At 65.5% G+C, this 24,990-nt stretch carries 15 protein-coding genes; 4 read left to right on the top strand and 11 right to left on the bottom strand.

All coding sequences use genetic code 11. The features are described 5' to 3' along the window. Positions 1-19: 19 nt before the first annotated feature. The 8 genes from purF to purL all read right to left on the bottom strand — a co-directional run bounded on the left by purF (position 20) and on the right by purL (position 8,740). Positions 20-1,441, bottom strand: a complete 1,422-nt coding sequence (gene purF / locus FKZ61_RS10245) for an amidophosphoribosyltransferase (RefSeq protein ID WP_141610023.1) — start codon at positions 1,439-1,441, stop codon at positions 20-22. A gap of 42 nt (positions 1,442-1,483) precedes the next feature. Continuing rightward, the gene (locus tag FKZ61_RS10240; protein WP_229964207.1) at positions 1,484-2,698 is read right to left on the bottom strand and encodes a 5-(carboxyamino)imidazole ribonucleotide synthase; all 1,215 of its coding nucleotides are present in this window, start codon (positions 2,696-2,698) and stop codon (positions 1,484-1,486) included. 22 nt (positions 2,699-2,720) lie between these two features. Continuing rightward, a complete protein-coding gene (purE, locus tag FKZ61_RS10235) occupies positions 2,721-3,209 on the bottom strand; it encodes a 5-(carboxyamino)imidazole ribonucleotide mutase (RefSeq protein ID WP_141610022.1) in 489 nt (162 codons plus the stop codon). A 250-nt stretch (positions 3,210-3,459) separates the two neighbouring features. Then, positions 3,460-4,473, bottom strand: coding sequence for a phosphoribosylaminoimidazolesuccinocarboxamide synthase (locus tag FKZ61_RS10230; protein WP_141610021.1), 1,014 nt, complete (start codon positions 4,471-4,473; stop codon positions 3,460-3,462). Positions 4,474-4,491: 18 nt separating this feature from the next. Further along, positions 4,492-5,277, bottom strand: a complete 786-nt coding sequence (gene purQ, locus FKZ61_RS10225; RefSeq protein ID WP_141610020.1) for a phosphoribosylformylglycinamidine synthase I — start codon at positions 5,275-5,277, stop codon at positions 4,492-4,494. Then, positions 5,274-5,522, bottom strand: a complete 249-nt coding sequence (locus FKZ61_RS24465; protein ID WP_141610019.1) for a type II toxin-antitoxin system HicA family toxin — start codon at positions 5,520-5,522, stop codon at positions 5,274-5,276. Before FKZ61_RS24465 ends, purQ begins: the two co-directional genes overlap by 4 nt. Further along, positions 5,519-5,725: a 2-oxoisovalerate dehydrogenase gene (locus FKZ61_RS10220; protein ID WP_141610018.1), complete on the bottom strand. Its 207-nt coding sequence runs from the start codon at positions 5,723-5,725 to the stop codon at positions 5,519-5,521. Before FKZ61_RS10220 ends, FKZ61_RS24465 begins: the two co-directional genes overlap by 4 nt. Positions 5,726-5,890: 165 nt before the next feature. Next, entirely contained in the window at positions 5,891-8,740 is a 2,850-nt protein-coding gene (gene purL / locus FKZ61_RS10215) for a phosphoribosylformylglycinamidine synthase subunit PurL (RefSeq protein ID WP_141610017.1), read from the bottom strand. Between the two features lie 442 nt (positions 8,741-9,182). On the opposite strand from purL, the gene FKZ61_RS10210 reads away from it, so the two are divergent. The 4 genes from FKZ61_RS10210 to FKZ61_RS10195 all read left to right on the top strand — a co-directional run bounded on the left by FKZ61_RS10210 (position 9,183) and on the right by FKZ61_RS10195 (position 13,773). Continuing rightward, positions 9,183-10,595 (top strand): sugar ABC transporter substrate-binding protein, encoded by a 1,413-nt coding sequence (locus tag FKZ61_RS10210; RefSeq protein ID WP_141610016.1) that lies wholly within the window; start codon positions 9,183-9,185, stop codon positions 10,593-10,595. A gap of 175 nt (positions 10,596-10,770) precedes the next feature. Beyond that, the gene (locus FKZ61_RS10205) at positions 10,771-11,748 is read left to right on the top strand and encodes a carbohydrate ABC transporter permease (RefSeq protein ID WP_141610015.1); all 978 of its coding nucleotides are present in this window, start codon (positions 10,771-10,773) and stop codon (positions 11,746-11,748) included. Between the two features lie 41 nt (positions 11,749-11,789). Further along, on the top strand, positions 11,790-12,689 hold the full coding sequence (locus FKZ61_RS10200) for a carbohydrate ABC transporter permease (RefSeq protein ID WP_211358507.1): 900 nt from the start codon (positions 11,790-11,792) through the stop codon (positions 12,687-12,689). A 1-nt stretch (position 12,690) separates the two neighbouring features. Next, positions 12,691-13,773 (top strand): ABC transporter ATP-binding protein, encoded by a 1,083-nt coding sequence (locus FKZ61_RS10195; RefSeq protein ID WP_141610014.1) that lies wholly within the window; start codon positions 12,691-12,693, stop codon positions 13,771-13,773. A gap of 331 nt (positions 13,774-14,104) precedes the next feature. On the opposite strand, the gene FKZ61_RS10190 is transcribed toward FKZ61_RS10195, so the two are convergent. From FKZ61_RS10190 to FKZ61_RS10180, 3 genes are all read right to left on the bottom strand, one after another. Further along, positions 14,105-18,199, bottom strand: a complete 4,095-nt coding sequence (locus tag FKZ61_RS10190) for an Ig-like domain-containing protein (RefSeq protein WP_141610013.1) — start codon at positions 18,197-18,199, stop codon at positions 14,105-14,107. Between the two features lie 995 nt (positions 18,200-19,194). Beyond that, positions 19,195-21,222 carry an AfsR/SARP family transcriptional regulator gene (locus FKZ61_RS10185; protein WP_170199530.1) on the bottom strand — a complete coding sequence of 676 codons (2,028 nt, stop codon included), beginning with the start codon at positions 21,220-21,222 and terminating at the stop codon, positions 19,195-19,197. A 4-nt stretch (positions 21,223-21,226) separates the two neighbouring features. Then, the gene (locus FKZ61_RS10180) at positions 21,227-24,979 is read right to left on the bottom strand and encodes a tetratricopeptide repeat protein (protein ID WP_141610011.1); all 3,753 of its coding nucleotides are present in this window, start codon (positions 24,977-24,979) and stop codon (positions 21,227-21,229) included. Positions 24,980-24,990: the final 11 nt, after the last annotated feature.

The raw sequence follows: 24,990 nt of genomic DNA, 5'->3' as shown, positions 1-24,990 counted from the left end.
GGGGCATCTGTGGATCCCATCAATTTCCCCACACCTGGGGGAATTTTTCCTTTTCCTGGAGCTCGATGAGGGGGATGGGCGTCTGGAAGGGATATTCGCCGGTGAAACAGGCGTTGCAGTAGCCGTCGGTGGCCTTGAGGGCCTTCATCATGCCGGAGATGGAGAGGAAGGCCAGGGAGTCGGCGCCGATGTGTTCGCAGATCTCGTCGATGCTCTTGTTGGCGGCGATGAGCTCCGCCTGGGTGGCCATGTCCACGCCCATGAAGCAGGGGAACTTGATGGGGGGGCATGCCACCCGCACGTGCACTTCCCGCGCGCCGGCATCCCGCAGGAGCTGTACCAAAGGGCCAGAGGTGTTGCCCCGCACGATGGAGTCGTCCACCATGATCACCCGACGGCCTTTCAGGTTGTCGGGCAGGGGGTTGAACTTCATGGCCACGCCCACCTTGCGGAGCTGATCGGTGGGTTCGATGAAGGTGCGGCCGATGTAGCGGCTCTTGATCAGCCCTTCGCTGTAGGGGATACCGCTTTTCTGCGCGTAGCCAATGGCGTGGGGTGTGCCCGAGTCCGGCACCGGGATGACGATGTCCGCCTTGACCGGCGCCTCCTTGGCCAGTTGCCGGCCCAGCTTCTGGCGAACCTGGTGGACCAGTCGGCCGTTGAGCACGCTGTCGGGGCGGGCGAAGTAGATCTGCTCGAAGGTGCAGAAGGCCAGCTTCTGGGGGGGCGCCCCCTGCATGATCTCGTAGCCGTTGTGGTCCAGCCGCACAATCTCGCCCGGCTGGATCTCCCGGATCATGCGAGCGCCAATGGTGGCGAAGGCGCAGCTCTCCGATGCCAGCACGTGGCCGCCTTCCAGCTCGCCCAGTACCAGCGGCCGCAACCCCCAGGGGTCCCGTACGCCGTAGATGGCCTCCCGGGTGAGGATGACCAGGCTGTAGGCCCCTTCGGCCTTGGCCATCATGATGCGGATGCGGGTGGGCCAATCTGGCCCGCCGGCGCCGGCCAGCAGGTGGATGATCACCTCGCTGTCGGTGGATGTCTGGAGTCCCACGCCCCGTTCCAGCAGTTCCCGGCGCAGTTGGGGCGCGTTGATGAGGTTGCCGTTGTGGCCGATGGCCAGGGGGCCGTCCAGGGTCTCCAGGATGTAGGGCTGGGTGTTGCGGAGTTTGGTGGAGCCGGTGGTGGAATAGCGGGTGTGGCCAATGGCCATGTGGCCCTGAAGGTAGCGCAGGTTCTCTTCATTGAACACCTGGGAGACCAGGCCCATGCCCTTGTGGATATGGGCCATGCGGCCATCGCAGGAGACAATGCCGGCCCCTTCCTGGCCCCGATGTTGCAGGGCATAGAGGCCGAAAAAGGTGCGACGGGCCGCCTCCCGGTCCGGCGCATAGATGCCGAAGATGCCGCATTCCTCGTGTAGTTTATCGTCGGAATACATGGGTGGAGTCCTCCTCCGGTTCACGGCTCATGAACCTGTCTCTCAACAGGGGGTTGGCCCTCTGCCGCCGGCGTAGCCCTGCAAGCGGGCCCGGGCCGTCTCAACCTGGGCCAAGGCCTCATCCACGCTGCTGCCCAGCGCGGTGAGGTGGCCCATCTTGCGGCCAGGTCGGGGTTCGTGCTTTCCGTACAGGTGGAGCTTCACGCCCGGCACCTGGCAGGCCGCTGCCCAGTCCGGCGTGCCCGTTTCCCACAGGTCGCCCAGCAGGTTGGCCATGGCTGCCGGGCGCAGCAGCTCGGTGCTGCCCAGGGGCAGGCCGCAGATTGCGCGCAACTGTTGCTCGAACTGGCTGGTGACCGCTGCGTCGATGGTCAGATGGCCGGAGTTGTGGGGCCTGGGCGCCATCTCGTTGATCAGGACCTCTCCCCCTCGGGTCACGAAGCATTCCACACAGAGCACGCCGATCACATCCAGCGCTTCCAACACCGACCGTGCCAGGGCCACCGCCCGTTCGGCCACCGGCCGGGCCACCCGGGCCGGCGCCAGGGAGATGTCCAGGATGTGGTTGCGGTGGATGTTTTCGATGGCGCCGTAGTGGGCGAAGCTGCCGTCCACGCCCCGGGCGGCCACCACCGATATCTCGCACTGAAAGTCCACAAAGCCCTCCAGGATGGCCTCCTGCTGGCCGATGGTCTGCCAGGCCGCGGCCGCATCGTCTGGGCGCTCGATTTTGACCTGGCCCTTGCCATCGTAGCCGAAGGCCGCGGTTTTCAACACCGCGGGGCAGCCCAGGCGCGCCAGCCCGGCCTCCAGATCGGCCAGGCTGTGGACCGGCACGAAGGGCGTCACCGGCAGACCCGCCTCGGCCAGAAAGCCCTTCTCCCGCAGGCGCTGCTGGGCCGTGTGGAGCACCCAGCCCCCGGGGCGGACGGGCACGCCCTCCTCTGCGGCGATGTCGGCCACGGCCGCGGCCACGTTCTCGAACTCGAAGGTCACCACATCCACCCCGCGCACGAACTGCCGCACCGCATCCAGGTCGGCGTAGGCCGCGCTCACCTCCCGGTCGGCCACCTGGCCGGTGGGCGAGTCCTGGTCTGGGGAGAAGGTGTGGATGCGGTAGCCCATGCGCCGGGCTTCCAGGGCCAACATGCGCCCCAACTGGCCACTGCCGAAGACGCCGATGGTGGCGCCAGGCAGGATCGGCGTTGTCTTGGTTTTGGAATTTTCTGTGACAGCCATGGTCGTTGTGGGTGGCATGATATATCCGATTGCTCCAGATTTACTCCAGGGTCTCTGCCAGGACTTGACGGGCCCGTTCCTGGCGGTATGCCTGCAGGCGCTGGCGCAGTTCTGGCCGTCGGGCGCCCAGGATGGCCACGGCCAGCAGCGCGGCGTTAATGGCTCCGGCCCGCCCGATGGCCATGGTGGCCACAGGGACGCCCGCGGGCATCTGCACGATGGAAAGCAGGGAATCCAGGCCGTTGAGGGCCCGGCTCTGGATGGGCACGCCGATCACGGGCAGGAGGGTGTGGCCGGCCACCATGCCGGGCAGGTGGGCGGCGCCGCCTGCGCCGGCAATGATCACCTCCAGCCCCCGCCCCTCGGCCTGGGACGCGTACTCCATCATCCACTCGGGGGTGCGGTGGGCCGAAACCACCCGACACTCGTGGGGAACCTGGAACTGTTCCAGCGTCTCCGCGGCATGGCGCATGGTCTCCCAGTCCGACTTGCTGCCCATGATCACGCCCACCAGGGGCACTGTTGTCATTTTCTGCCACTTCCTTTCCAGCTCACTATCTTTGCACGCTCGTTTTTAGCCACAGATTACGCCGCATCTGAGTGCTTCCTGCACCTTCATGGCCCCGCGGGAGATGAACAATCGGCACGACCCGTAGGTCACGCATCCCTGCGTGACATGGGTTCCTGTCATGTTGGGTGCGGATCTCCGGCCAGGAGACCGGACCTACCTATCTACGTGAATCTGTGTCCTTTTTCAGGGCAGGATGCCTGCTCCGCGTTCACCCTGTAGAGGCCGCCAGCCACGCCTGGACGTTGCGGACAATACGCGCCGGGGCTGGCAGTTCGCCCGGCATGAAACGTGTGCCAGTGAGCATCTCGTAGACCTGGATGTAGCGTCGAGCTGCCTGGACGGCCAGCTCCGGGGGCATGGGAAAAGGCTCGCCGTCGCCCCGGTAGCCCCGCTCGGCGTAGTAGAGGCGGATGAACTCCTTGTCGAAATTTTCTGGCTCTTGTCCCGCGGCGTGGCGGTCCGCATAGCTCTCGGCCAGCCAGAAGCGGCTGGAATCGGGCGTGTGGACCTCGTCGATCAGCACGATCTGGCCGTCGGGCGTGCGGCCAAACTCGTACTTGGTATCCACCAGGATCAGGCCGCCCCGGCGGGCGATCTCCTGGCCTCGCCGGAAAATGGCCACCGCCGCCTGGCAGATCTGGGACCAACTTTCCTCGTCCACCAGGCCCCGCTCCACCACTTCGGCGGACGTGATGCGCTCGTCGTGGCCGCCGTCCCGGGCTTTGGTGGTGGGCGTGATGATGGGCTCCGGCAGGGGATCGTTCTTTCGCAGCCCTTCGGGGAAGTCGATGCCGTAGATGGTGCGCTCGCCCTGGCTGTAGCGGTACCAGAGGGCCGTCTGGGTGACGCCGGTGATGTACCCCCGCACCACCACCTCTACCGGCAGGGGCTCACAGCGGCGGACCACGGACACGTTGGGGTCGGGTACCGCCAGCAGGTGATTGCTGATGAGATCCGCTGTCTGCTCGAACCAGAAGGCCGAGAGCTGATTGAGGACCTGGCCCTTGAAGGGCACCAGGCCCAGGATGCGGTCAAAGGCTGAAAGCCGGTCGGTGGTGACCAGGATCAGCCGGTCGTCGTGGCGGAAGATATCCCGCACTTTGCCCCGCTCGGGGGCGTCCAGCCCCGGGATCTCCACCTGGGCCAGGGCATGATCCAGGTGATGAGCCAGAAATTCCTCAGTCACGATGCCAGCCGGTTGTGATTTCTCTGGAAAGGCCATGGGCTCGATTCCCTTGCTCTATTGGACGCTGGCCACCAGGGCCTGAAAGAGGGCCAGGCCACTGCGGCCGGGGCTGCCCAGGGGGTTCTGGATAGGCAGCAGGTGATCTTCCGGATGGGGCATCAGGCCGACCACGTTGCCGGCCCGGTTGCAGATGCCCGCTATGTCGGCCACGGAGCCGTTGGGGTTGAGGGGGTATTGTCCCCCGGCCGGTTGGCCCCCCTGGTCCACATAGCGGAAGGCCACCAGTCCTTCGGCCTCCAGGGCGGCCAGGGTAGCTTCATCCTTGACCTGGAAATTTCCCTCGCCGTGGGCCACCGGGCAGAAGATGAGCTCATCCAGGGCGGCGAGCCAGCCGGCCCGGGCCTGGGGGTTGACGGCCAGGTGGACCCAGCGACATTCGAAGTGGCCGCGGGCGTTCTCGGTGAGGGTAGCCGGCCGGGTGGCCATGTCGCCATTGCCGGTGCCGTCCAGGGGACCGGGCAGCAGGCCGGCCTTGACCAGGGCCTGAAAGCCGTTGCAGATGCCCAGCACCGGTTTGCCGCTCTCCACAAAGGCATGGAGTTCGTCGTGGAAATAGACGTGGAGATCCAGGGCCAGGCGGGTACCTGCGCCCAGGGCATCGCCGTAGGAGAAGCCACCGGGCAGCAGCAGGATCTGGTAGTCCTGGAAGCGTCGCTCCCCCCGGCGCAACTGGTTGATGTGGACGATCTCGGGTGCCCCACCGGCCAGCTCACAGGCCCGGGCGGCTTCCTGGTCCCGGTTGGTACCCGAGGCGTGCAGGATCAGAATGGACGGTTTCATGATTGGAACAATTGTGCGAGTAATTCGTCTTTGCTCATGCCCAGGTGAGAGGCTACATCATTTAATATCCCATTCAAAGTTCCAACCCGCAGCGGATTATGGCGCGGAATGGTAAGGTGATGAGTTCCTTCATGGGTAACTCGAGAGAGGCGAATATGACTGCCTCTTTGGCGGGTGATGTGATATCCGAATTTTTCGAGTCGAAGTACCAGCTCGTCTCCACTCAGATCTCTCGGTAGCCTCATGCAGGAAGAACCTCTTCACGGACGAAATGTAGCCGAATCAGTTGTGGACGCTCGCTTTCATCGAAGTGACATGCTACTGCATCTCGTACCATAGCTCGTAGCTCTTCCAGCGTGTCTGCTTCAGTAAAGATCGATTCTCCTAGAGCGCGCGCTTCATATCCACCTTCTGGGGAATCCTGCACTAGAAAAATGATTTCCCTCATCTTGGATGCTCCACTTTGTTTCACCACCGGTTAAGATTCCTCCTGAGTGGTCTTACCCATCTATATATGGCCTACATATGGCTCTACTACAAAAGGGTCAAATAGGACGCTGGCCTACGCAGATGAACGCTGATGCGAACAATTCCTTCCTGAATTTTACAACGTCTAGCTCAGGCTGCCTTTCCACGTGGACACCAGGGTATCGAGCTCCAGGTCGATCAGGGTGCGATTTCCCCGCTGGACCCTGAGCCGCCCGGCCGAGGTGACGTCGCCCAGGGGGATCAGGGGCAGGCCCTGGAAGTGAGCCTCAAAGGCGTCCACATCTTCGGGGGCCACCTCCACCAGCAGGCGGCCGTTGCTCTCGCTGAAGAGCCACCCGCTGTCGGCAAGGTCGTCCGTGGGCAGGGTGATGGCGGCGCCCAGCCGACCGGCGATGGCCATCTCGGCCAGGGCCACGGCCAGGCCGCCTTCGCTCAAATCGTGGCAGGCCTGCACCAGCCCCTGGCGGATGGCCCGGTGCAGGGCCCGGTAGCGGGGCAACGGATCCGCCAGCAGGCCCGGCGGCGTGCCCCCTTCCTGGCCCAGCAGGGCATAGAGCAGGGAACCGCCCAGCTCCGGCCGGGTTTCTCCCACCAGGTAGAGCCGGTTGCCAGGTGCCTTCAGGTCCGACGTGACGGTGTGGTGCATGTCCGGTACCAGGGCGATGGCCGAGATGAGCAGAGTGCCGGGGATGGGCTGGCCGTTGAATTCGTTGTACAGGCTGTCCTTGCCCGAGATGAAGGGCGCACGGTAGGCCAGGGCGGCGTCGTAGCAGCCCTGGCAGGCCCGCACCAGCCCGCCCAGCCGGTCCGGCAGGGTGGGGTTGCCCCAGCAGAAGTTGTCCAGGATGGCGATGTAGTCCGGGTCCGCGCCCACGGCCACCGCATTGCGCACGGCCTCATCCACCGCGCTGACGGCCATGGCGTAGGGGTCCCGTCGGCCCAGGAGCGGGTTGATGCCCGCGCTGAGGGCGAAGGCGCGGCTGTGATGCCAGGTGCCCAGGGGTTTGAGCACCGCGGCATCCGTGGGGCCGTCCAGCTCGGGGCCGGTGCACGGACGCACCAGGGTGCCGCCCCGCACCTCGTGGTCGTAGCGGCGGATGATGGCCTCCTTGCTGGCCACAGTGGGGTGGGCCAGCAGGGCCAGCAGCAGCTCACCCGCCGGGCGATCCGGGAGCGCCTCCTCGGCCGGGGCCGGATCCTGGTAGACCGCGCGCATGTGGCGCCGGGGCAGCCCTTCGTGCAGGAAGGCCATGGGCAGGTCGGCCACCACCCGGCCGTCGTGGTACACCCGCAGCTGGCCGTCGTCTCGGAAGCGTCCCAGGACGCTGAGCTCCACATCCCACTGCTCGGCCAGGGCCTGGAGGGCCTTCAGCCGGTCCGGCGGCACGGCCATGACCATGCGCTCCTGGGCCTCGGAGAGCCAGATCTCCCAGGGGACCAGGCCAGGGTATTTGAGGGGCACGCGGGTGAGCTCCACCTCCACCCCCAGGGTTTCCCCCATCTCGCCTACGGCCGAGGAGAGGCCGCCGGCGCCGCAGTCGGTGATGGCGTGGTAAAGCTGCTGATCCCGGGCCCGTTCCACCACCTCGATGAGGCCCTTTTCGGTGATGGGGTCGCCGATTTGAACCGCGCTGCCGGCGATTTCGCCCGTCTCGTGGGTGAGTTCGGCGGAGGAAAAAGTGGCGCCGTGGAGGCCATCCCGGCCGGTTCGTCCGCCCAACACCACCACCAGGTCGCCGGGTTGGGGGGCGGTGGGATGGCTGCCCCGGGGCAGCAGGCCAGCGCAGCCGCAGAAGACCAGGGGGTTGCCCAGGTAGCCCGGGTCGTAGAGGACGGCGCCGCTGGCTGTGGGCAGGCCCAGTTTGTTGCCGTAGTCGCCGATGCCGGCCACCACGCCGTCGGCAATGCGCCGGGGATGGAGAACCCCCTCGGGCAGCTCCTCGTGGGGCAGATCCTGGGGGCCGAAGCAGAGGACATCGGTGGTGGCGATGGGCCGGGCGGAGACGCCCAGGATGTCCCGCACCACGCCGCCCACGCCGGTGTTGGCGCCGCCGAAGGGCTCCAGCGCGGAGGGGTGGTTGTGGGTTTCGACCTTGAAGGCCAGGTCATGGGTGTCGTCGAAGGCGATGATGCCGGCGTTGTCCACAAAGGCGGAGTGGAGCCAGGGCGGTGCAATGGCCTCGGTGGCCGCGCGAATGTAAGTGCGCAGGAGACCGTCGATGGTCTCCTGCGCCTTGACCTGGCCTGCCTCGTCCAGCCAGGTGAAGTCGATGCAGGCGCGGAAGGTCTTGTGGACGCAGTGCTCGGACCAGGTCTGGGCCAGGGTTTCCAGCTCCACATCGGTGGGATCCCGATCCTGGGCCACGTAGAACGCCTGGATCGCGCGCATCTCATCCACATCCAGGGAGAGGAGTCGATCCCGGCTGAGGGCGAGCAGTTCCGGGTCGGTCAGGGTGCGGATGGGCACCGTTTCCACCTGATCGCCGGCCTGTGCAGCCACGCCAAATTGGGGTATAATAGGGCCCAGACAATAATGTTCCACCGTTTCATTACAGAGGAGCTGGCGGGCCAGGCGGTGCAGGTCGGCCTGGCTCAAGTCCCCTACCAGCTCATAGCGCATGGCCGTGGCCACTTCGCAGGTTGGCAGGCCCAGTTCGGCCATCCCCCGGACCAGCTCCCGAGCTTCCACATCGGTGACGCCCGGCCGGGGGGCCACCTCGATGACGGCGTGGGGGCTCTCGGCCGGCGGCGGTGCGCCGTCGAAGATCTGCCAGTGGGCCTGTTCCGTGACTGGGTCTACCAACAGAAGGGCACAGAGCCGTTGGAGTGACTCTGTGCCCGGGTGGTGGGACAGAAAGTAGAGCCGGGAGAGGTTGCACGCCGTCAGGCCGCGGATTCCCAGCGTGGCGGCCTGGCGCACGATCTCCCGGGCTGCCGCGGTGTGCGGCATCCGCACTTCGATTCGAACTTGCATGGTGCTTGCTGCCCAGCTTCTCCTGAAAAGGGGACAGGGGCGATGGGGACAGGGCTGCTGCCACAGCCGTTAACACGAATGTTAACAAAAACATCGCACCTGTCTTAATGATCTCAATTTACCCTTCCATTCTAACATCGGATGGGATAAAATGGCATATCCAACGGTTGCCCAAGTGGGCTCTGGCCATCTCCTGAACCATCCGTGATAGGATTCGGCAGCGTGCTTTGATTGAGCGGTGGGGCTTTCCCTTCGGTGAAGGGTGCACAATCGTGTGCGCTGCCTGGCTGTCCCCGGCTGTTGCCTGTGGGGCCGCTTTACGCCGTTGCCTGTACCTGGCCTTTTCCCCCAGCCGTTGTCTTAACCATCATTGTTAAGATGGTACCCAATCAATTCACATCCAGTTTTTCAGCGAGCTGCAAGAAGAAAAGGAGAAAGTCCAATGCCACAGCGAACCGTGATGAAACAGGTTGCCCTTGGGATGATCCTTGCGCTTCTGGCGCTGGTCCTGGCGGCCTGCCCGGCGCCGGCCCAACCTGGCGCGCCGGCTTCCTCGGGCCAGGAGGCGGCGCCGGCCGAGGCCTCTGGCCCGGTGGAGATCACCGTCTGGGCCCAGGCCAACAACGTGGAGCACTGGCGGGCCGACGGGCCGGCCAAGGCCGCCGAGATGGTGACCGACTTTGAGATCACCGTCAACCCGGTCAACGATGATTCGGGCTGGGGCGACTACAAGAAGAAGTTCACCCTGGCTGCGGATGCCGGCGAAGCGCCCGATATTGTCCTCTCTGGCCATGAGGATGTGCCGGTGTGGGCCAATGCGGGCTACATCATCGAGTTCACCGAGTGTCGGGAGAGCTATCCCGAGTTCGATGATGTGATCGACAGCCTGTGGGATTCGGTAACGTGGCAGGGGAAGATCTGGGGCGTTCCCCAGGACACAGAAGCCCGGCCCATGTACTACAACAAGACCAAGCTGGCCGAGCTGGGTTGGTCCGAGGAGGAGATCAACAGCCTGCCCGAGCGCATCAAGAACGGCGAATTCACCCTGGATGATCTGATCGTCACCGCCAAGCAGGCCGTCGACGCCGGCGTGGTGGAGCCGGGCTACGGCTACTGGCATCGGCCCAGCAAGGGTGGCGACTTCCTCCAGTACTACCACGCCTATGGTGGCCGCCTGTACGATGCCGAGGCGGACAAGCTGGTGGTGACCCAGGACGCGCTGGAGCAGTGGTATGCCTTCCAGCGCCGGGTGGTGGAAGAGGGTATTACCCCGGAGAACTTCATCGGCACCGAGTGGAGCATCTGGCACAGCACCGTCTCTGCCGGCGAGGTGCTCTTCTGGAACGGCGGCATCTGGCAGTGGGCGGACTGGGCCACCAACTACGTGGCGGACAAGGGCGGGCAGGACTTCCTCTTCAGCTTCGCCGGCTACGCCCTGCAGCCTTCGGGCATCCCCGGTCGGCCCGGCTCGACCCTCAGCCATCCCCTGGTCTACATGATCACCTCGCCCCAGGCGTCCGGCCGCAACAACCAGGCTGCCGCCTGTGCGCTCCTGGCCAAGACCACCACGCCGGAGATCAACACCCTCCACGCGGTGGAAAGCACCCACCTGGGCATCCTCAAATCCCAGGCGGACTATCCAGAGTATGCCAACGACCGGCTGCTCTCTGATACCCTGTACATGCTGGACTACAACTTCTACCAGCCCAACCATGTGATGTATGGGCCGTACTTCGACATCCTGTGGGACTTCATGGTGCGGGCGGAGAACGGCGAGCTTTCGCCGGCCGATGCGGCCAGCCAGGCTGTCCAGCAGCTGCAGGCGGAGCTTGGCGACTATTTGATCGTTGAGTAGGTGCTCGTCGAGTAGGTTTTTGATCGTCCAATAGACATCGTCCAATAGACATTGGGGCCCTTGCGTGGTGCATAGTGCGTGGTACGTTCATCCGTTCACGCACTACGCACCACGCACTGCGCACTACATACCACGCTCGTAATACCACGCTCGTAGCCACGGAGGCGTTTTCATCATGACGACTGCCACCACAGAAGGGACGGTCCAGCCGGCGGCGCTGCAGGTACGGGAGAGTTGGGGCGATACCCTGCGCCGGGCCATCGGCCCGCTGCTCTTCATGGCGCCGGCTACCCTGTTGGTGATCGTATTCTTTTTTGTTCCGGTGTTGATTACTGTGGGTCTGTCGGCCACGGATCTGAGTTCAGCCACAGGTTTCCAGAATTGGAAGTGGATCGGGCTGGAAAATTACCGGCGCATTGCCAATAACCCCCAGTCCGGTCCCATCCTGTGGAACACGGCCAAGTATGTGGTGCTGACCCTGAGTCTCTTCAACATTGGCATGGCGCTGGTGGTGGCCCTGCTGAGCGTCCACATTCCACGCCGGGCTGGCTTCTTCTTCCGGGCCCTCTGGCTGCTGCCTCGCATCACGCCGTCGGTGGTCTACATCATGATGTGGAAATACATCGCAGCCGACGCGCCCTACGGCATTTTGAACACCCACCTGCTGGAGCCCTTGGGCGTGGAGCCCACCAACTGGATCCCGGCCCAGCCCTGGCTCTTCGTGGTGATGACCAACGGCTTCATCGGTGCTTCCTTCGGCATGATCATCTTCACCTCGGCCATTGAATCCATCCCTCGAGATTACCTGATCGCGGCCCTGGTGGATGGCTGTTCCCTGCTCCAGCGCATCCGTTACGTGATCCTGCCCATGATCCGCTGGCCGCTGCTCTTCGTCACCACCTACCAGACCCTGTCCCTGCTTACTTCCTTTGAGTACATCCTGCTGTTGACCGACGGCCAGTTCAATACCGAGGTCTGGTCCCTGTGGGCGTATCACCGGGCGCTGAACAACTACTGGGGCAATTTCCAGTGGGGCTTTGGGGCCGCCCTGGCCACCGTGTTGGTGGCGGTGGGCATCGTCCTGGCCATTATCTACATGCGCTATTTCCAATTCAACGAGCTGGTTCAGGAGCCGAAGATCGAGGCCCTTTGAGGTCCCGGCATGGCGACTTAGCTGAAATCGAGGAGCGATCCATGAACGATACCATGGGGGCGGGCAGCCGTTGGCGGGTGATCTTTCCGCTGGCGGTCCTGGCCATCCTGACCATTCCCATCGTCATCGGCTACATCTGGGTCTTCGTCTCTACCTTTGCCCAGCGCACCCACGGGCTGATCCCCGTGGATGCGGACGGCCAGTTCGGCGGCCTGACCCTGCGCAACTGGTCGTTCCTGTGGGAGGATCCCATCATCTGGCGGCTGGTGGTCAACACCTTCGTGTTGGCCCTGGGGCTGACCGTGGGCGTGGTGTTGGTCTCTTCCCTGGCCGGCTACGCCCTTTCCCGCATCAGCTTCCCAGGCCGTCGGGCATTTCTGGCCACGACCCTGGTGCTCCACGCCTTCCCCAGCGTGACCCTGCTCATCGCCATCTATTTTGTGCTGCGCTGGATCGCGGGGATACCCGTGCTGGGGCGGGGGCTGCCCCTCATCGGCGGCTTCGGCTACAACACCCTGGGCGGTGTGATCCTGGTCAGCGTGGCCCTGGAGCTGCCCCTGGGCGTGTGGCTGATGAAAGGGTTCTTCGACCAGATCTCCTGGGACGTGGAGCGGGCTGCCCTCATCGATGGCTGTTCCCGCTTTCGGGTCTGGTGGCAGATTGTGATGCCCCTGATCCGGCCGGGCATTGCGGCCCTCTCCATCTTCTCGTTTATCTCCGGCTGGAATGCCTTCCTGATTCCCTACACCTTCCTCACGACCCAGGACCAGAGCACCATCGCCCCGTATCTGCGGGGGCTGATCAGCGACACCGCGCCGGTCAACTACAGCACCGTGGCCGCGGTGGGCCTCTTTCAGCTCATCCCGGTGCTGATTTTCTTCATCTTTACCCAGGAATATCTGCTGAATATCTTCGGCGGTGGCACAAAAGGTGGCACGTAAGATGAATGTAACCTTTGAAAATCTGACCAAACGCTTCGGGGATGTGGTGGCAGTGGACAACATCTCCATGGAAATCAAAGACGGCGAGTTTGTGGCCCTGTTGGGCCCTTCGGGCTGCGGCAAGACCACCACCCTGCTCATGACTGCGGGCATCTACAAGCCCACCTCAGGCGCTATCCGTTTCGGCGACCGGGTGATGAATCACGTCCAGCCCAAAGACCGCAACATCGGCATGGTCTTCCAGAGCTATGCCCTCTACCCCCACATGACGGTGTACGAAAACATCGTCTTCCCCATGAAGCTGAAAAAGGTGCCCAAACAGATGATGGACCAGCGGGCTCGCCAGGTGGCGGATATGATGGGCATCGGCCACCTGCTGGATCGCCGGCCCGGCCAGCTTTCGGGGGGGCAACAGCAGCGGGTGGCCCTGGGGCGGGCCCTGGCCAAGGAGCCAGACCTGCTGCTCTTCGATGAGCCTTTGAGCAACCTGGATGCACGCCTGCGTCTGAGCATGCGGGCCGAGATTAAACGCCTGCAGCTGGAGCTGGGCATCACCTCCATCTACGTCACCCACGACCAGGTGGAGGCCATGACCATGGCCGACCGCATCGCCGTCATCCAAAACGGCATCCTCCAGGCCTACTGCTCGCCCGACGAGCTCTACGACCAGCCGAGAACCCTATTCATCGCCGGCTTTGTGGGGAACCCGCCCATGAACTTCCTGGATGTGACCGTGGTCCAGGAGGAGGGGACCTATCATGCCCGGCGGCCCGGTTTTGATGCCACGGTGACACCCTCCCGTGGCGCCAAGGCCGCGGGCCGGGGCGAGGTAATCCTGGGCATCCGCCCCGAGGACATCACCGTGAGTCGGACGGCCATGCCCGGCGCGTTCCAGGCCGAAGTCTACGTGGTGGAGCCCCTGGGGCGGGACGACCTGGTCACCGTGCGCTTCGATGGGGCAGAGCTTCATGTCCTGGTGGATCCTTCCATGGATCTGCAAATGGGCGAGTCGGTCTACGTTGTCCTGGACGGCGAGCGGGTCCAGTTCTTCGATCCCCAGACCGAGAAGTCGCTCCTCTGGTGAGGTACACCACGACGGATCCACGGATTCACCCGCCTGTACGGGACACCGTCGCCGCCCCTGCATCCGCCCGGGGCTGGCGACAGCTTGCGGTTCGAAACCGCACCTACGGAAATCGGAACCCGTCTTCGTAGGCGCAGCTCGCAGCTGCGCCACCGTCGCCCTCCCTGCATCCGCCCGGGGCTGGCGACAGCTTGCGGTTCGAAACCGCACCTACGGAAATCGGAACCCGTCCTCGTAGGCGCAGCTCGCAGCTGCGCCGCCGTCGCCGCCCCTGCATCCACCCAGGGTCAATCGGGGTAGGGCGAAAGATCTTTCGCCCTACCCCTTTTTCTCATTCTGTCGCCCGTTGGATGACGGGCAGGAAGATCTGTTTATCCAACTCCAGGTTGCCACTGCTTTCGGCCTGGACCGAGATGACGACGGTTGCGGCCCCGGAATAGGCCTGGCCGTCGTAGGCCCGGTAGCTGAAGGTCGTGGTGCCGGAGAAGGTGGCCGGCGCGGTGTAGACGAAGGAGCCATCTGGTTGGAGGGACAGGGTACCCTGGACCACGTCGGCTACCAGTTCCGCCGTGAGGGTGTCACCATCCTCATCCTGGTCGTTCTGCAGCACCCCTTCTGCCGCGCTGACGGTCAACGTCTGCCCCTGCACGGTGGAGTAGTTATCGTTGACCGCCACTGGCGCCCGGTTACCGGTGCCGGGCGGGTCGCCAGGAGACGGATCGCCGGGCGGATTACCGGGTGACCCCGTGGTGCCGGTGACCGTGACAGTCACTACCGCCCAATCGGTGCCGCCTCTGCCGTCGTCCACCGTGTACGCGAAAGTTTCTACGCCGGTAAAATCTGTCTTCGGTGTGTAGAACACATAGCGTGCGGTGAAGGTGACTGTGCCGCCCGCGCTCAGGTCGTTGACAGCGATAATGGAGAGCTGTTCGCCCGTATCTGGCTCGGTGCTGTCGTTGGCCAGCACATCCAGGCGGTTGCTGTGGCTATTCTTGCTAACCGTAGCCACGTCGTCCCGGGCCGCGGGCGGGTGGTTGGCGGGCGGGTTCGAGGAGGGCGTCACGGTGACGGTGACCTGGGCGGAGTCGGTGCCGCCGTTGCCGTCGCTGATGGTGTAGGCGAAGGTATCGGTGCCGATGAAGTTGGGCGGGGGCGTGTAGAACACCTGATCCACGCTGAAGCTGACGCTGCCCCCGGCGCTGGCGACGCCCACGCCCACGATGGTCAGGGTCTCCGGCGCGTCTGGCAGGTAGGTGTCATTGGCCAGGACGTTGATGGGGGTGGCGCCGGCATTCTGCAGCACCGTGGCGGTGTCGTCCCGGGCGTCGGGCGGGTCGTTGACGGGGTTGACGGTGACGGAAACCTGGGCGGAGTCGGTGCCGCCGTTGCCGTCGCTGATGGTGTAGGTGAAGGTCTCGATGCCGAAGAAGTTGGGCGCCGGCGTGTAGCGGACCTGGCCGCCGGTGAGGGTGGCGGTGCCGCCCTGGCTGGGGGTGCCCACCGCAGTGACGGTCAGGGTCTCGCCCGTGTCCGGCGCGCTGGTGTCGTTGGCCAGGACGTTGATCAGGTTGTTTTGGCTGTCCTCGTCCACTGTGGCGGTATCGTCCCGCGCGTCGGGCGGGTCGTTGACAGGGTTGACGGTGACGGTGACCTGGGCGGAGTCGGTGCCGCCATTGCCGTCGCTGATGGTGTAGGTGAAGGTCTCGATGCCGAAGAAGTTGGGCGCCGGCGTGTAGCGGACCTGGCCGCCGGTGAGGGTGGCGGTGCCGCCCTGGCTGGGGGTGCCCACTGCGATGACTGTCAGAATCTCATCGACATCCGGCGTGATGCGGTCGTTTTGAAGAACGTTGATCAGGTTGTCCTGGCTATCCTCGTCCACTGTGGCGGTGTCGTCCCGGGCGTCGGGCGGGTCGTTGACCGGGTTGACGGTGACGGTAACCTGGGCGGAGTCGGTGCCGCCGTTGCCGTCGCTGATGGTGTAGGTGAAAGTCTCGACTCCGTTGTAGTTCGGCGCCGGTCGATAGGTGACACCGCCCGGTGTGAAGCTGACCGTGCCGCCCCGGCTGGGCGTGCCCACCGCGATCACGGTGAGGGTTTCGCCCGTGTCCGGCGCGCTGGTGTCGTTGGCCAGCACATCGATGAAGGTGTCGCCGCTGTCTTCATCCACGGTGGCGCTGTCGTTGCGGGCGTCGGGCGGGTCGTTGACAGGGGTGACGGTGACGATGACGTTGGCCGTGCCATAGCCGCCCCGTCCATCCCGGGCCGTGTAGGTGAAGACTTCCGTCCCAGCGAAGTTGGCTGCCGGTCGATAGGTGATGGTGCTGGCATTGAAGTTCACCACGCCGCCGTGATCAGGGATCCCTACTGCGTAGATGGAGAGGGGATCGCCGTTGGGATCTGAATCATTGGCCAGCACCGAGAGGGCGGTATTGGGGGAATCCTCCGGAATGGTAAAGGAATCATCCACCGCGTTGGGTGGACCGTTGAGTACCTGTCCTACTGCACTGGCATTGTTGTTCAGCAGATAGCCGTCACCGCTGCCGGTGATACTGGCCGTCGCGGAGAACTGGGTGTTCGGCGCCAGGCCGGTCACCAGCGTACCGGTTACCGTGATCTGGCCGGATGCCTGGGCGGCCAGGGAGCCCGCCTGGAAGACCCGGATCTGGCCAGATCCGCTCATGGTGACGGGCGCGCCGCTGGTTTCGATGTTGGTGATGGTGACCTGGGCGGGCAGGGTGATGGTGATGATCACCTGGTGCGAGGCAGCCTGTCCCTGGTTCTGGAAGCGCAGGAAATAGCGCACGGTGCCGCCGGGGACGGTCGACGTGGGTTGCATGCTGAAGGTGATGGCCGGATCGGAGGCGTTGGCGTTGAAGTAGACCGCGCTCTGCTGGGGAACGGGATTTTCGCCGGCCATGGCCGCGTTGACGGCCGCCAGATCCAGGTCGCCGTCGCCGTCGAAGTCGGCCAGAGCGACCGCCTGGCTGCGGTCACTCACGCCGCCGAAGAGGTAGGCGGTGGTATCAAAGGTGCCGTCGCCATCGTTCAGGTAAACCACGTTGCCGCTTTCGCCCGGATTCTTGGCTGCGCCCACGTCGTTGGCCACCACCACATCCAGGTCGCCGTCGCCGTCCACATCCCCCAGGGCAAGCCCCATGCTGTTGTCATAGCTCACCCCGAAAGGGTGGCGGTTGGCGCTGAAGGTGCCGTCGCCGTTGTTGTAGTAGACGTAGTTCAGACCGGCGTTGGCTGTCACGGCATCCAGGTCGCCGTCGCCGTCCACATCCCCCAGGACCAGGCGGTGGGTCAGGTCGGTCGCGTCCCGCAGGTTGATGCCGGGCTGGATAAAGTTGCCGTGGCCGTCGTTGAGGAAGATCTGGTTGGGGTTGCTATAGTTGCCCACGGCCAGGTCCAGGTCGCCGTCGCCATCCACATCCCCCAGGGCCACACTCCACACCTGGCCTTCTACAGGCAGGGTGTAGCTCTGGCTGGAGAAGGTGGCGTTGCCGTTGTTGAAGTAGATGCCCATGGGCGAGGTGATGACATTGCCCACCACCAGGTCGATGGTTCCGTTGCCGTCCAGGTCACCGGCCGCCAGCGAGTAGGTGGTGTCGTTATCGGGGCCAAAGGGCAGGCCGGGGGTGGCAAAGGTGCCGTTGCCGTTGTTGAGGTAGATGTAATTTTGCTTGCCGTGGTTGCCTACCACCAGGTCCAGGTCGCCGTCCATGTCCATATCGACCAGCAGGACGCTGCGGGTGGAGTCCAGGGTGGGCAGGGTCTGGCTGATGGTGCCGAAGGAGCCCGTGCCATCGTTAAGGTAGATGGTGTTGTGGCCGCCGGCCTTGGCGTTGCCCACCACCAGGTCGGGAAAGCCATCCTGGTTGAGGTCGCCTGCTGCCACTGCGTAGCTCTGCTGGTTGGCTGCGCCCAGGGGCTGGCCACTGAAGCCGTAAATGCCGGTGGCGATGCCCGCCTGGGCCCAGAACTGCCAGACATGGGGCGCGTCCAGGGGTTCGCCGCTGGTGTTGGCGAGCCCGGTGGTGAGGATGGCATCCACCCGTTCGCCCGGGAACAGGCTGGCTGCTGGGGTCAGGCTGACCGTCTGGCCATCTCCGCTGACAGCATACGTGCCCGCGATGAGGCCGCTCTGGCTGCCGTGGACCACAAAGGTGCTGGGCGTCACCGAGGATGGGTTCATGGCTTCCTGGAAGCTGGCCGAAACGGCCGTGTTCCTGGGGACGTGGCGGGCATTAGCGTCTGGCGTGGTCGAGAGCAGAGTGGGGACAAAATGGGGCACTGGGAGCGGCGCGGCCGTCACCCGTTGGGGTGATAGGGTCACAGTCAGCCCGGTAACCAGGGCCATGAGCAGACCCAGGCCAAATGCCCATGCGCAGACCGGGGCGATAAATCTGTTGGGCTTTGTCATGTGGATCTCACTTGTCTCCTAACATCCATCGCTGATAACTTTATTGAAAAAGGGGTAACGACCAGATTCCCCCGCGAGATAAGAAAACTTGCGGACACCTGCTCAATTTGTGGACTCTATATCGGACTCCTTCAAGAATGATGGGGATCAGCACATTGGGTGGAAGGATGTCGTTGCAGAGGGCGCTGGTAGGATCTGCTGCCGGCCGGGCTGTGCCTGGGCCACGGAACAGGCGCGCTGCATCTTCATATGGCGGCTGACCCGGGAAGAACGAAAGAGGGGACAGCATTTCTGGAATGGCCGCCGTGAGAAGTCCGATGACAGAAATACCGCCCGTAGTTTAGTTTAACAGAACAGAAACAGGAAAGTTCTTACAAATTTCTGTCATTTTGGGGCGACAGGCCATCCGGGTTTCATCCATGGCTCTACTGCACAAAGGTCAAATGAGGACGCTGACCCACGCAGATGAACGCTGATTCGGGTTACTCTCTCCTGCGTTTCTTTGCGCCTTTGCGCCCTTGCGTTGCAGGGGAGTCATCTATACATTATCTTTGCAGATCCGCCCCATCGATTTCACAGCCGCTCCCCATATCCGTGGCGTCCGATCTGCGCGGATGGCGGCTCCTCTCGTAGGTGCGGTCTCCGGCCGCACGGTGGTGCCCGGAAGGGCGCCCGTTCCCGTAGGGGCGGGCCGCCGTGCCCGCCCGCTGTCGCGGTCGAACCAGCCACCCACGGCGGGCCAGAGACCCGCCCTACGCACGTGTTGCACCCAATCCGGACAGGTGCAGGGACGGCAACGGCTGCGCAGCGACTGGGTCGGCATCTGAGGATGCCGACTCCGCGTGGCGGTGGTGCTCCTTTCGAGGAGTGCGCATCCTCAGATGCGTACTCGCCCCATGCGGCGTTGTCTGTGTAATCCGTGTTATCTGTGCAATCTGTGGCTGAAAATAAAGTGCAAAGATAGTGATCTATAGAATGGGTAGTTTCTTCTTTTCTTAATCGTTGCGCGGCAGCCAGGAGAGCTGATCCAGGAGAGGGCTGGCCGGCCCGTCCGGCCAGTGGCGATGGGCCCAATCCCGGGCATGGCAGAGGTTGAGCCATTCGGCGGCCAGGGACGCCGGAGCCTTGCCGGGTGCCCCGGAGGAGAGGACGCCGCCCAAAAGGCTCATCTGCCGGGTCAAGAAGCGGCACAGGCGTCGATGGGCCTGCTCCCAGGCCTCTGGATGGGCGGCCAGCTTTTCTGCCAGGAGACGCCATACCCGATCATGGAAGGCCAGGCGGAGTGGGCCGCTCGGGAGCATGCGGCCTACGGGGTGAGCCAGCATCGTCTTCACCAGGAGGCGCAGATCCTCGGGCCTGGCCTGGGCCACGGTCGAGGCCGCGGCCGGCGTAAAGCCCCCCGGAAAGACGGCCAGGGCCATCAGCCGTCGCCGTCGCTCCCCATCCAGGCTGGCCCAGGCACATTCAAAGGCCGCCGCCACGGGATCGGCCGGGTGCACCTTCCGCCAGCGGACCAGTTCGTCCTGGAGTTGGGGCAGGGACAGCCGGAAGGCGGCTCCGGCGGCCAGCTCCATGGCCAGGGGATTGCCCTGACAGAGCTCGCCCACCTGCTCCGCCAGCCGATCTGCCTGGGCACCAGGGGAGCCACGCTCCTGGCTGGCTGCCAGCAGCTGGAAGAAGAGGTGCCGGCGCTCGCCGGACACGGGGGCGCCGCCAGGCAACCCCTGGACATCCACCAGCCATTCGGCCCGGAGCTTCAAGGGCTGGGGCGCGGTGATCAGGAACTGGAGCCCCGGAGCCGTCTGGAGCAGCTCCACCACCAGCTCCAGGCCAGGCCAGGGCGCCTGGTACTGGTCCAGGATCAGGAGCATGCGATGGGCCTGGAGATGGGCCAGGAGTCGCTGCCCGTCTGCCCGGGCTTCCAGGGGAGCACCGGGCAACGGCAGGGCTGCCGCCAGGGCGTAGCGGAACATGGCCGGCGTCGTGACCCCGGCCAGGGACACGCAGCGGACACCGTGGGGGTAGGCCAGTGCCCGTCGGCGGGCCAGTTGCAGCGCCAGCCTGGACTTCCCGACCCCATCTGTGCCTACCAGGGTTACCAGGTGGCAGTGGGGATCGGCCAGCCACTCCTCCGCCTGGCCCAGCTCCCTGGCACGGCCCACAAATGGAGTGCGGGACAGGGGAAGCTGATTCCCCAGCCCGGTGAGTTCGGGTGCCGGGCCGGTAGAGGCCGACGCCGCCCCCCGGCCGATGGCATCCGCCCGGATGGCCTCCACCAGGGCAAAGGTCTCCGCACCGGGCTCCATCCCCAGCTCTTCCTGGAACAGGCGGCGTGCGTTGCTGAAGTGGGCCAGGGCCTGGGCCCGCTGCCCCAGATGGGCCAGGGCTTCCATGAGCTGGCGGTGGGCCTCCTCCAGCAGGGGGTCGATGGCCAGCAGCTGACGGGCCAGGGCCGCGACGGATTCAAAGTCCCCTTCTGACCGGGCATGGCGCACCAGCACGTCCAGTGCCCATTGGGCCTGGCCGCGCAGCCAGGAACGCTCCAGTTGCACCCAGTCGTCAAAGGCCGGGCTCTCTGCATCCAGGTCGGCCAAAAAGTCCCCCCGGTACAGGCTGATCACCGCAGCCAGGCGCCGGCAACAGGGGGCACACCGGGCCGGGTCGTCATGGCCATGGTTGTGGACGGCGGCCAGCTCGTCGGTGAAGGTCGCCACGTCCACCAGCGCCGCTGCCTGGGCGTTGAGCTGGACCGTCTGCCACCGCACGAGGAGCAGGTCATCTCCGGTGGGGGGGAGGGACTTCTGCAGTCGGTGGAGGATCTGGCGGAGGTTCTGCCGGGCCTGGGGCTCCGGGTGGTCAGGCCAGAGGAGCGCGGCCAGCTCCTGCCGGGAGTGGGGCTGGCGGTGCCGGGCCGCCAGGTAGGCCAGCAGGGCCCGGGCTTTGGGCGCGGTGATGGTCTCCACCACTTCCTCTCCATCCAAAATCTGGAACGGCCCCAGGCTGAGGATTTGGAGGCCTGTCATACGGTTAACCTCGCGATCTGGCGGCAGAGATCTTCCCCGCCGCCCGCTCTGCTCGCCATTGTTTCCAGGCGTCCTGGACGTACGCTGCCCGGGGATCCTCGTGGGCGCGGAAGGCCTGGATGCAGGTGACGTAGATGGCATCTGGGTCCCAGGTGCATTCCGGCGGCAGGACTTGAAGCTGGGCCCAGATCTCCTCGGCGCAGGTCAGAGCCGCCGTCGTCTCCCCCATGTGCAGGTGGTGCCGGGCGATGCCGGCCAGGGGCTCCAGGGCCAGGTGGGGTTGCTGCAACGTCCGGCGCAGGGAAAGGGCTTCCTCAAAAGCTGCCTGGGCTGCCGGCCCTTCTTCCCCAGCTTCGTAGGCCCGGCCCAGATGGGTCAGGCAGGCGGCCACCTGCTGGCCATCGGCCAGGGTCCGGGCCATCTCCAGGGCCTGCTGAGCCAGTTGGATGGCGATCCTGGCCTTCCCCCGGCCCAGGGCCAGCCGGGACAGTCCCAAGAGCGCCTGGACGGCCACCTCCTGATTGTCCTGGCCCTGGGTCAGGGCGGCCCGCAGGGCAGTTCGGGCCCGCTCCAAATCGCCCCGGCTTTCAGCCAGCAGCCCCCACGAGAGGGAGAGGGTCGCCTGGGCCGCGGCGGCCGGCAATGCCTGGGTGATGGTCTGGGCCGCCTGCAGGTAGGCCTCGGCCGCCGCCCACTGCCTCTGGAGGCGGGCCAGGTTTCCCAAGACGTTGAGCCGTTGCCACTCAAAGTAGCGGTCGTCGGTCGCCTGGGCTTCCGCCAGGGAGAGTTCCGCGTAGTGGCGGGCGGTGGCCAGGGCTCCCCGCCGCAGGGCAATGGCGCTCAGATTGTTGTAGATGGCCCCCAGGCCCCGACGATAGCCGATTTGCTGGGCGATCTCCAGGGCCTGGCAGAAAAGGTTGGCCGCCCGCTGGTCATCTTCCTGATCCAACGCGTTGGTGCCCAGGTTGACCAGGGCGTTTACTTCGCCGATGGGGTTGCCGGTGGACCGGGCTGTGGCAACCACCTCCTGCAGGCAGGCATTGGCCCGGTCGTAATCTCCCCGCAGGGCGTACAGGTTGCCCAGGTTGTTCAGGACGGTGCTCTGCCCCAGGCGGTTGTCGATCTGCCGGTACAGCTCCAGGGCCCGTTCAAAATAATGGCCCGCCGTCTCATAGTCGCCCTGGACGGCGGCCCGGAAGCCCAGGCTGTTCAGGGCCGAGCTGGCGCCATACCAGTCGCCCGTCTCCTGGAAGAGGGCCAGGGCCTGGCTGAAGCAGGCATGGGCACTGTGTGCGCCCGTCTCCTCGCCCCGCAGCAGGGGAATGTCACCCAGGGCCAGCCAGATTTCGGCTTCCTGTTGGCGCTGGCCGTGCTCCTGGGCCAGGGTCAGGCCCTCTTCCAGCCGTTGCCGGGCCTCTGCTGGCTGCCCCAGCCGCCAGAGGGCGCGGCCCCAGTACAGGAGGGCCTCGGCAGCGCCGCCCGGCCAGCGGTGCCCGGCCAGCCACAGGTCGTAGGCCGCCTGGGCCTGGGCGATGCACCGGTCGAAGGCGCCCAGATTCAGGGCGCAGCCGGCCTGGGCGGTGAGCAGTTGCCCCAGAAGCCCTGGATGCCCACCGCGGGCCGGCTCGGTCTGAAGCTGTTGGATGGCCTGCTGGAAGAGCTGCTCTCCCTCATGGCTCAACCCGGCGATGGTGTAGAAACGGCTCAGACCGGGGATATAGCGGCCCAGGAACGCGGGCCAGCCGTGGGCCAGGCAGAGTTGCCACGCCTGGCGCAGGTTGGCCAGATCGGCCTGGACGGCATCCCGGGCCTGGCGAATGCGGCTGCTGAAGAGGTCGGGGGTGTGGGTGGCCAGGCGTTCGGCGAAGTAGCGGCAGAACCGTTCCGCCGTGCGCCGGCGCAGGACCGGTCGAGTTGTCTGTTGTTCCAGGCCGTATTGGCGGAGGATGGCGTGGATCTCGTAGCGCCCTGGCCGGGTTCGGCGCAGGAAAGAGTGTGCAGCCAGGCGCTCCAGCATGGCTTCGTCCACGCCGGCCACAGCCTGGGCGGCTTCCCGGTCGATGATGCCAGGGAAGATGGCCAGCCGGGTGAAGGCCCGCCGTTCCCCGTGGGAAAGGATGGCCCAGGAGCTGGCAAAGATGGCCCGCAGGCTCCGGTGGCGCGGGGGGACGTCCGGCATGTCGGTGGCCAGGATGTCCAGGTTGTGGGACAGCTCCGCTGCCAGGGCCGTCACATCCCGTTCCCGCACGGTGGCTGCGGCCAGTTCGATGGCCAGGGGCAGCCCTCCCACCAACTGGCAAATCTGGCTGGCGGCAGCCAGGGTCTGGGCGTGCCAGTGGAAGGCCGGCTGAATGCGACGGGCGCAGCGTCCGAAGAGCTGGAGGGCATCGTACGCGTCAGGATTGACCGGGGGCTGGTGGAGACGATGGGGCGGCGGGGGCGGCCGGTGGAGCCCCCGGATCTCCAGCTTCTCTTCCCCTGCCAGCTCCAGGGTGGTGCGGGAGGTAACCAGGAGCCAGACTCCCTCGGTGCCGGCCAGCAGGCGGGCGAGCAGATCCCGGGCGGGCAGGAGATGTTCGAAGTTGTCCAGGACGAGCAGGAGCTCTCGTTCCCGCAGGGTGGCCAGAACCTGGCGGAGGTGTCCTTCCGGTTCGTTGCCCGCCAGTTGGAAGGCCAGGCCCAGGCCGGCGGCGATGGCCGAGAGGACCCGGTCGGGCGTGTCCACCGTGGCCAGGCTGATGAAGCACACGCCGTCGGCAAAGCGGGCCGCGGCCCGGCCGGCCCACTCTACTGCCAGGCGGGTCTTGCCCATGCCGCCTGGCCCGTACAGGGTCAACAGGCCCGGCCGGCCCCGGTCGCGCCAGGCGTCCAGCGCAGCCAGTTCCTGGCGGCGGCCCACGAAGGGGGTGTGTTGGACGGGCAGGCCGGTCACCGTGGGGGGTGGACGGCTGTCGGTTGCGCCGGTGGCCTGGCCGCAGATCTGGCGGTAGAGGGCCGTGGTTTCCTGGGATGGCGGCGCCTGCACCGCCTCCTGGAGCGCCTGGGCCAGGGCCTGATAGCAGACCGCGGCCTCCTGGGGCCTGCCCAACCGGGCCAGGGCGATCATGGCCCGACGACATGCCTCTTCGTCCAGGGGGACCAGGGCCAGATGCCGCCGGGCGTAGAGGCTGGCGGCATCGTAGTTGCCCCGCTCCAGGGCGTGGCGTGTCAGGCAGCCGAGGGCCCAGGCCAGGTGCTGGTTCAGCCGCTCGCGCCATGTCATGACCCAGGCGTCAAACGGGGGACTGATGGACGGCAGCCCGGCCAGGAACTCCCCCTGAACCAGGTTGACTCCATGGGAGAGGCGTCGGACGCAGTCGGGACAGGAAGCTATCTCAGGATGGTCATGCTCCTGGGCGGTGGCCACGGCCGCGAGGAAGATCTCCAGGTCTGTCTGGATGGCCAGTTCCGGGTGGAGCCGGATGTGCTGGCGGCTGACCTGGAGGAGGGGCGGCAGGTCCCCTTTGGGTGCGGGTGGCCACTTCAGAGCCCGTTGCAGGCGGGCCAGGGCCTGGCGCAGGTTTTGGCGGCCGGTGCGGGCGGGCTGTTCCGGCCAGAAGAGCTCAGCCAGCTGCTCCCGACCATAGCCTGCCCGCCCGTCCGGCGCGGCCAGGTAGGCCAACAAAGCCTGGCTTTGGGGCGCGGTCAGATGAATCTCGGTGCTGTCATCCAGTCGGAGCCCCAGGGGGCCCAACAGGGAGATGTGAAACCGGCTCACGGCCTTCTCGC

Source organism: Litorilinea aerophila, assembly GCF_006569185.2.
Classification (GTDB): Bacteria; Chloroflexota; Anaerolineae; order Caldilineales; family Caldilineaceae; genus Litorilinea; species Litorilinea aerophila.
This window is presented reverse-complemented; position numbering and strand designations above follow the sequence as displayed.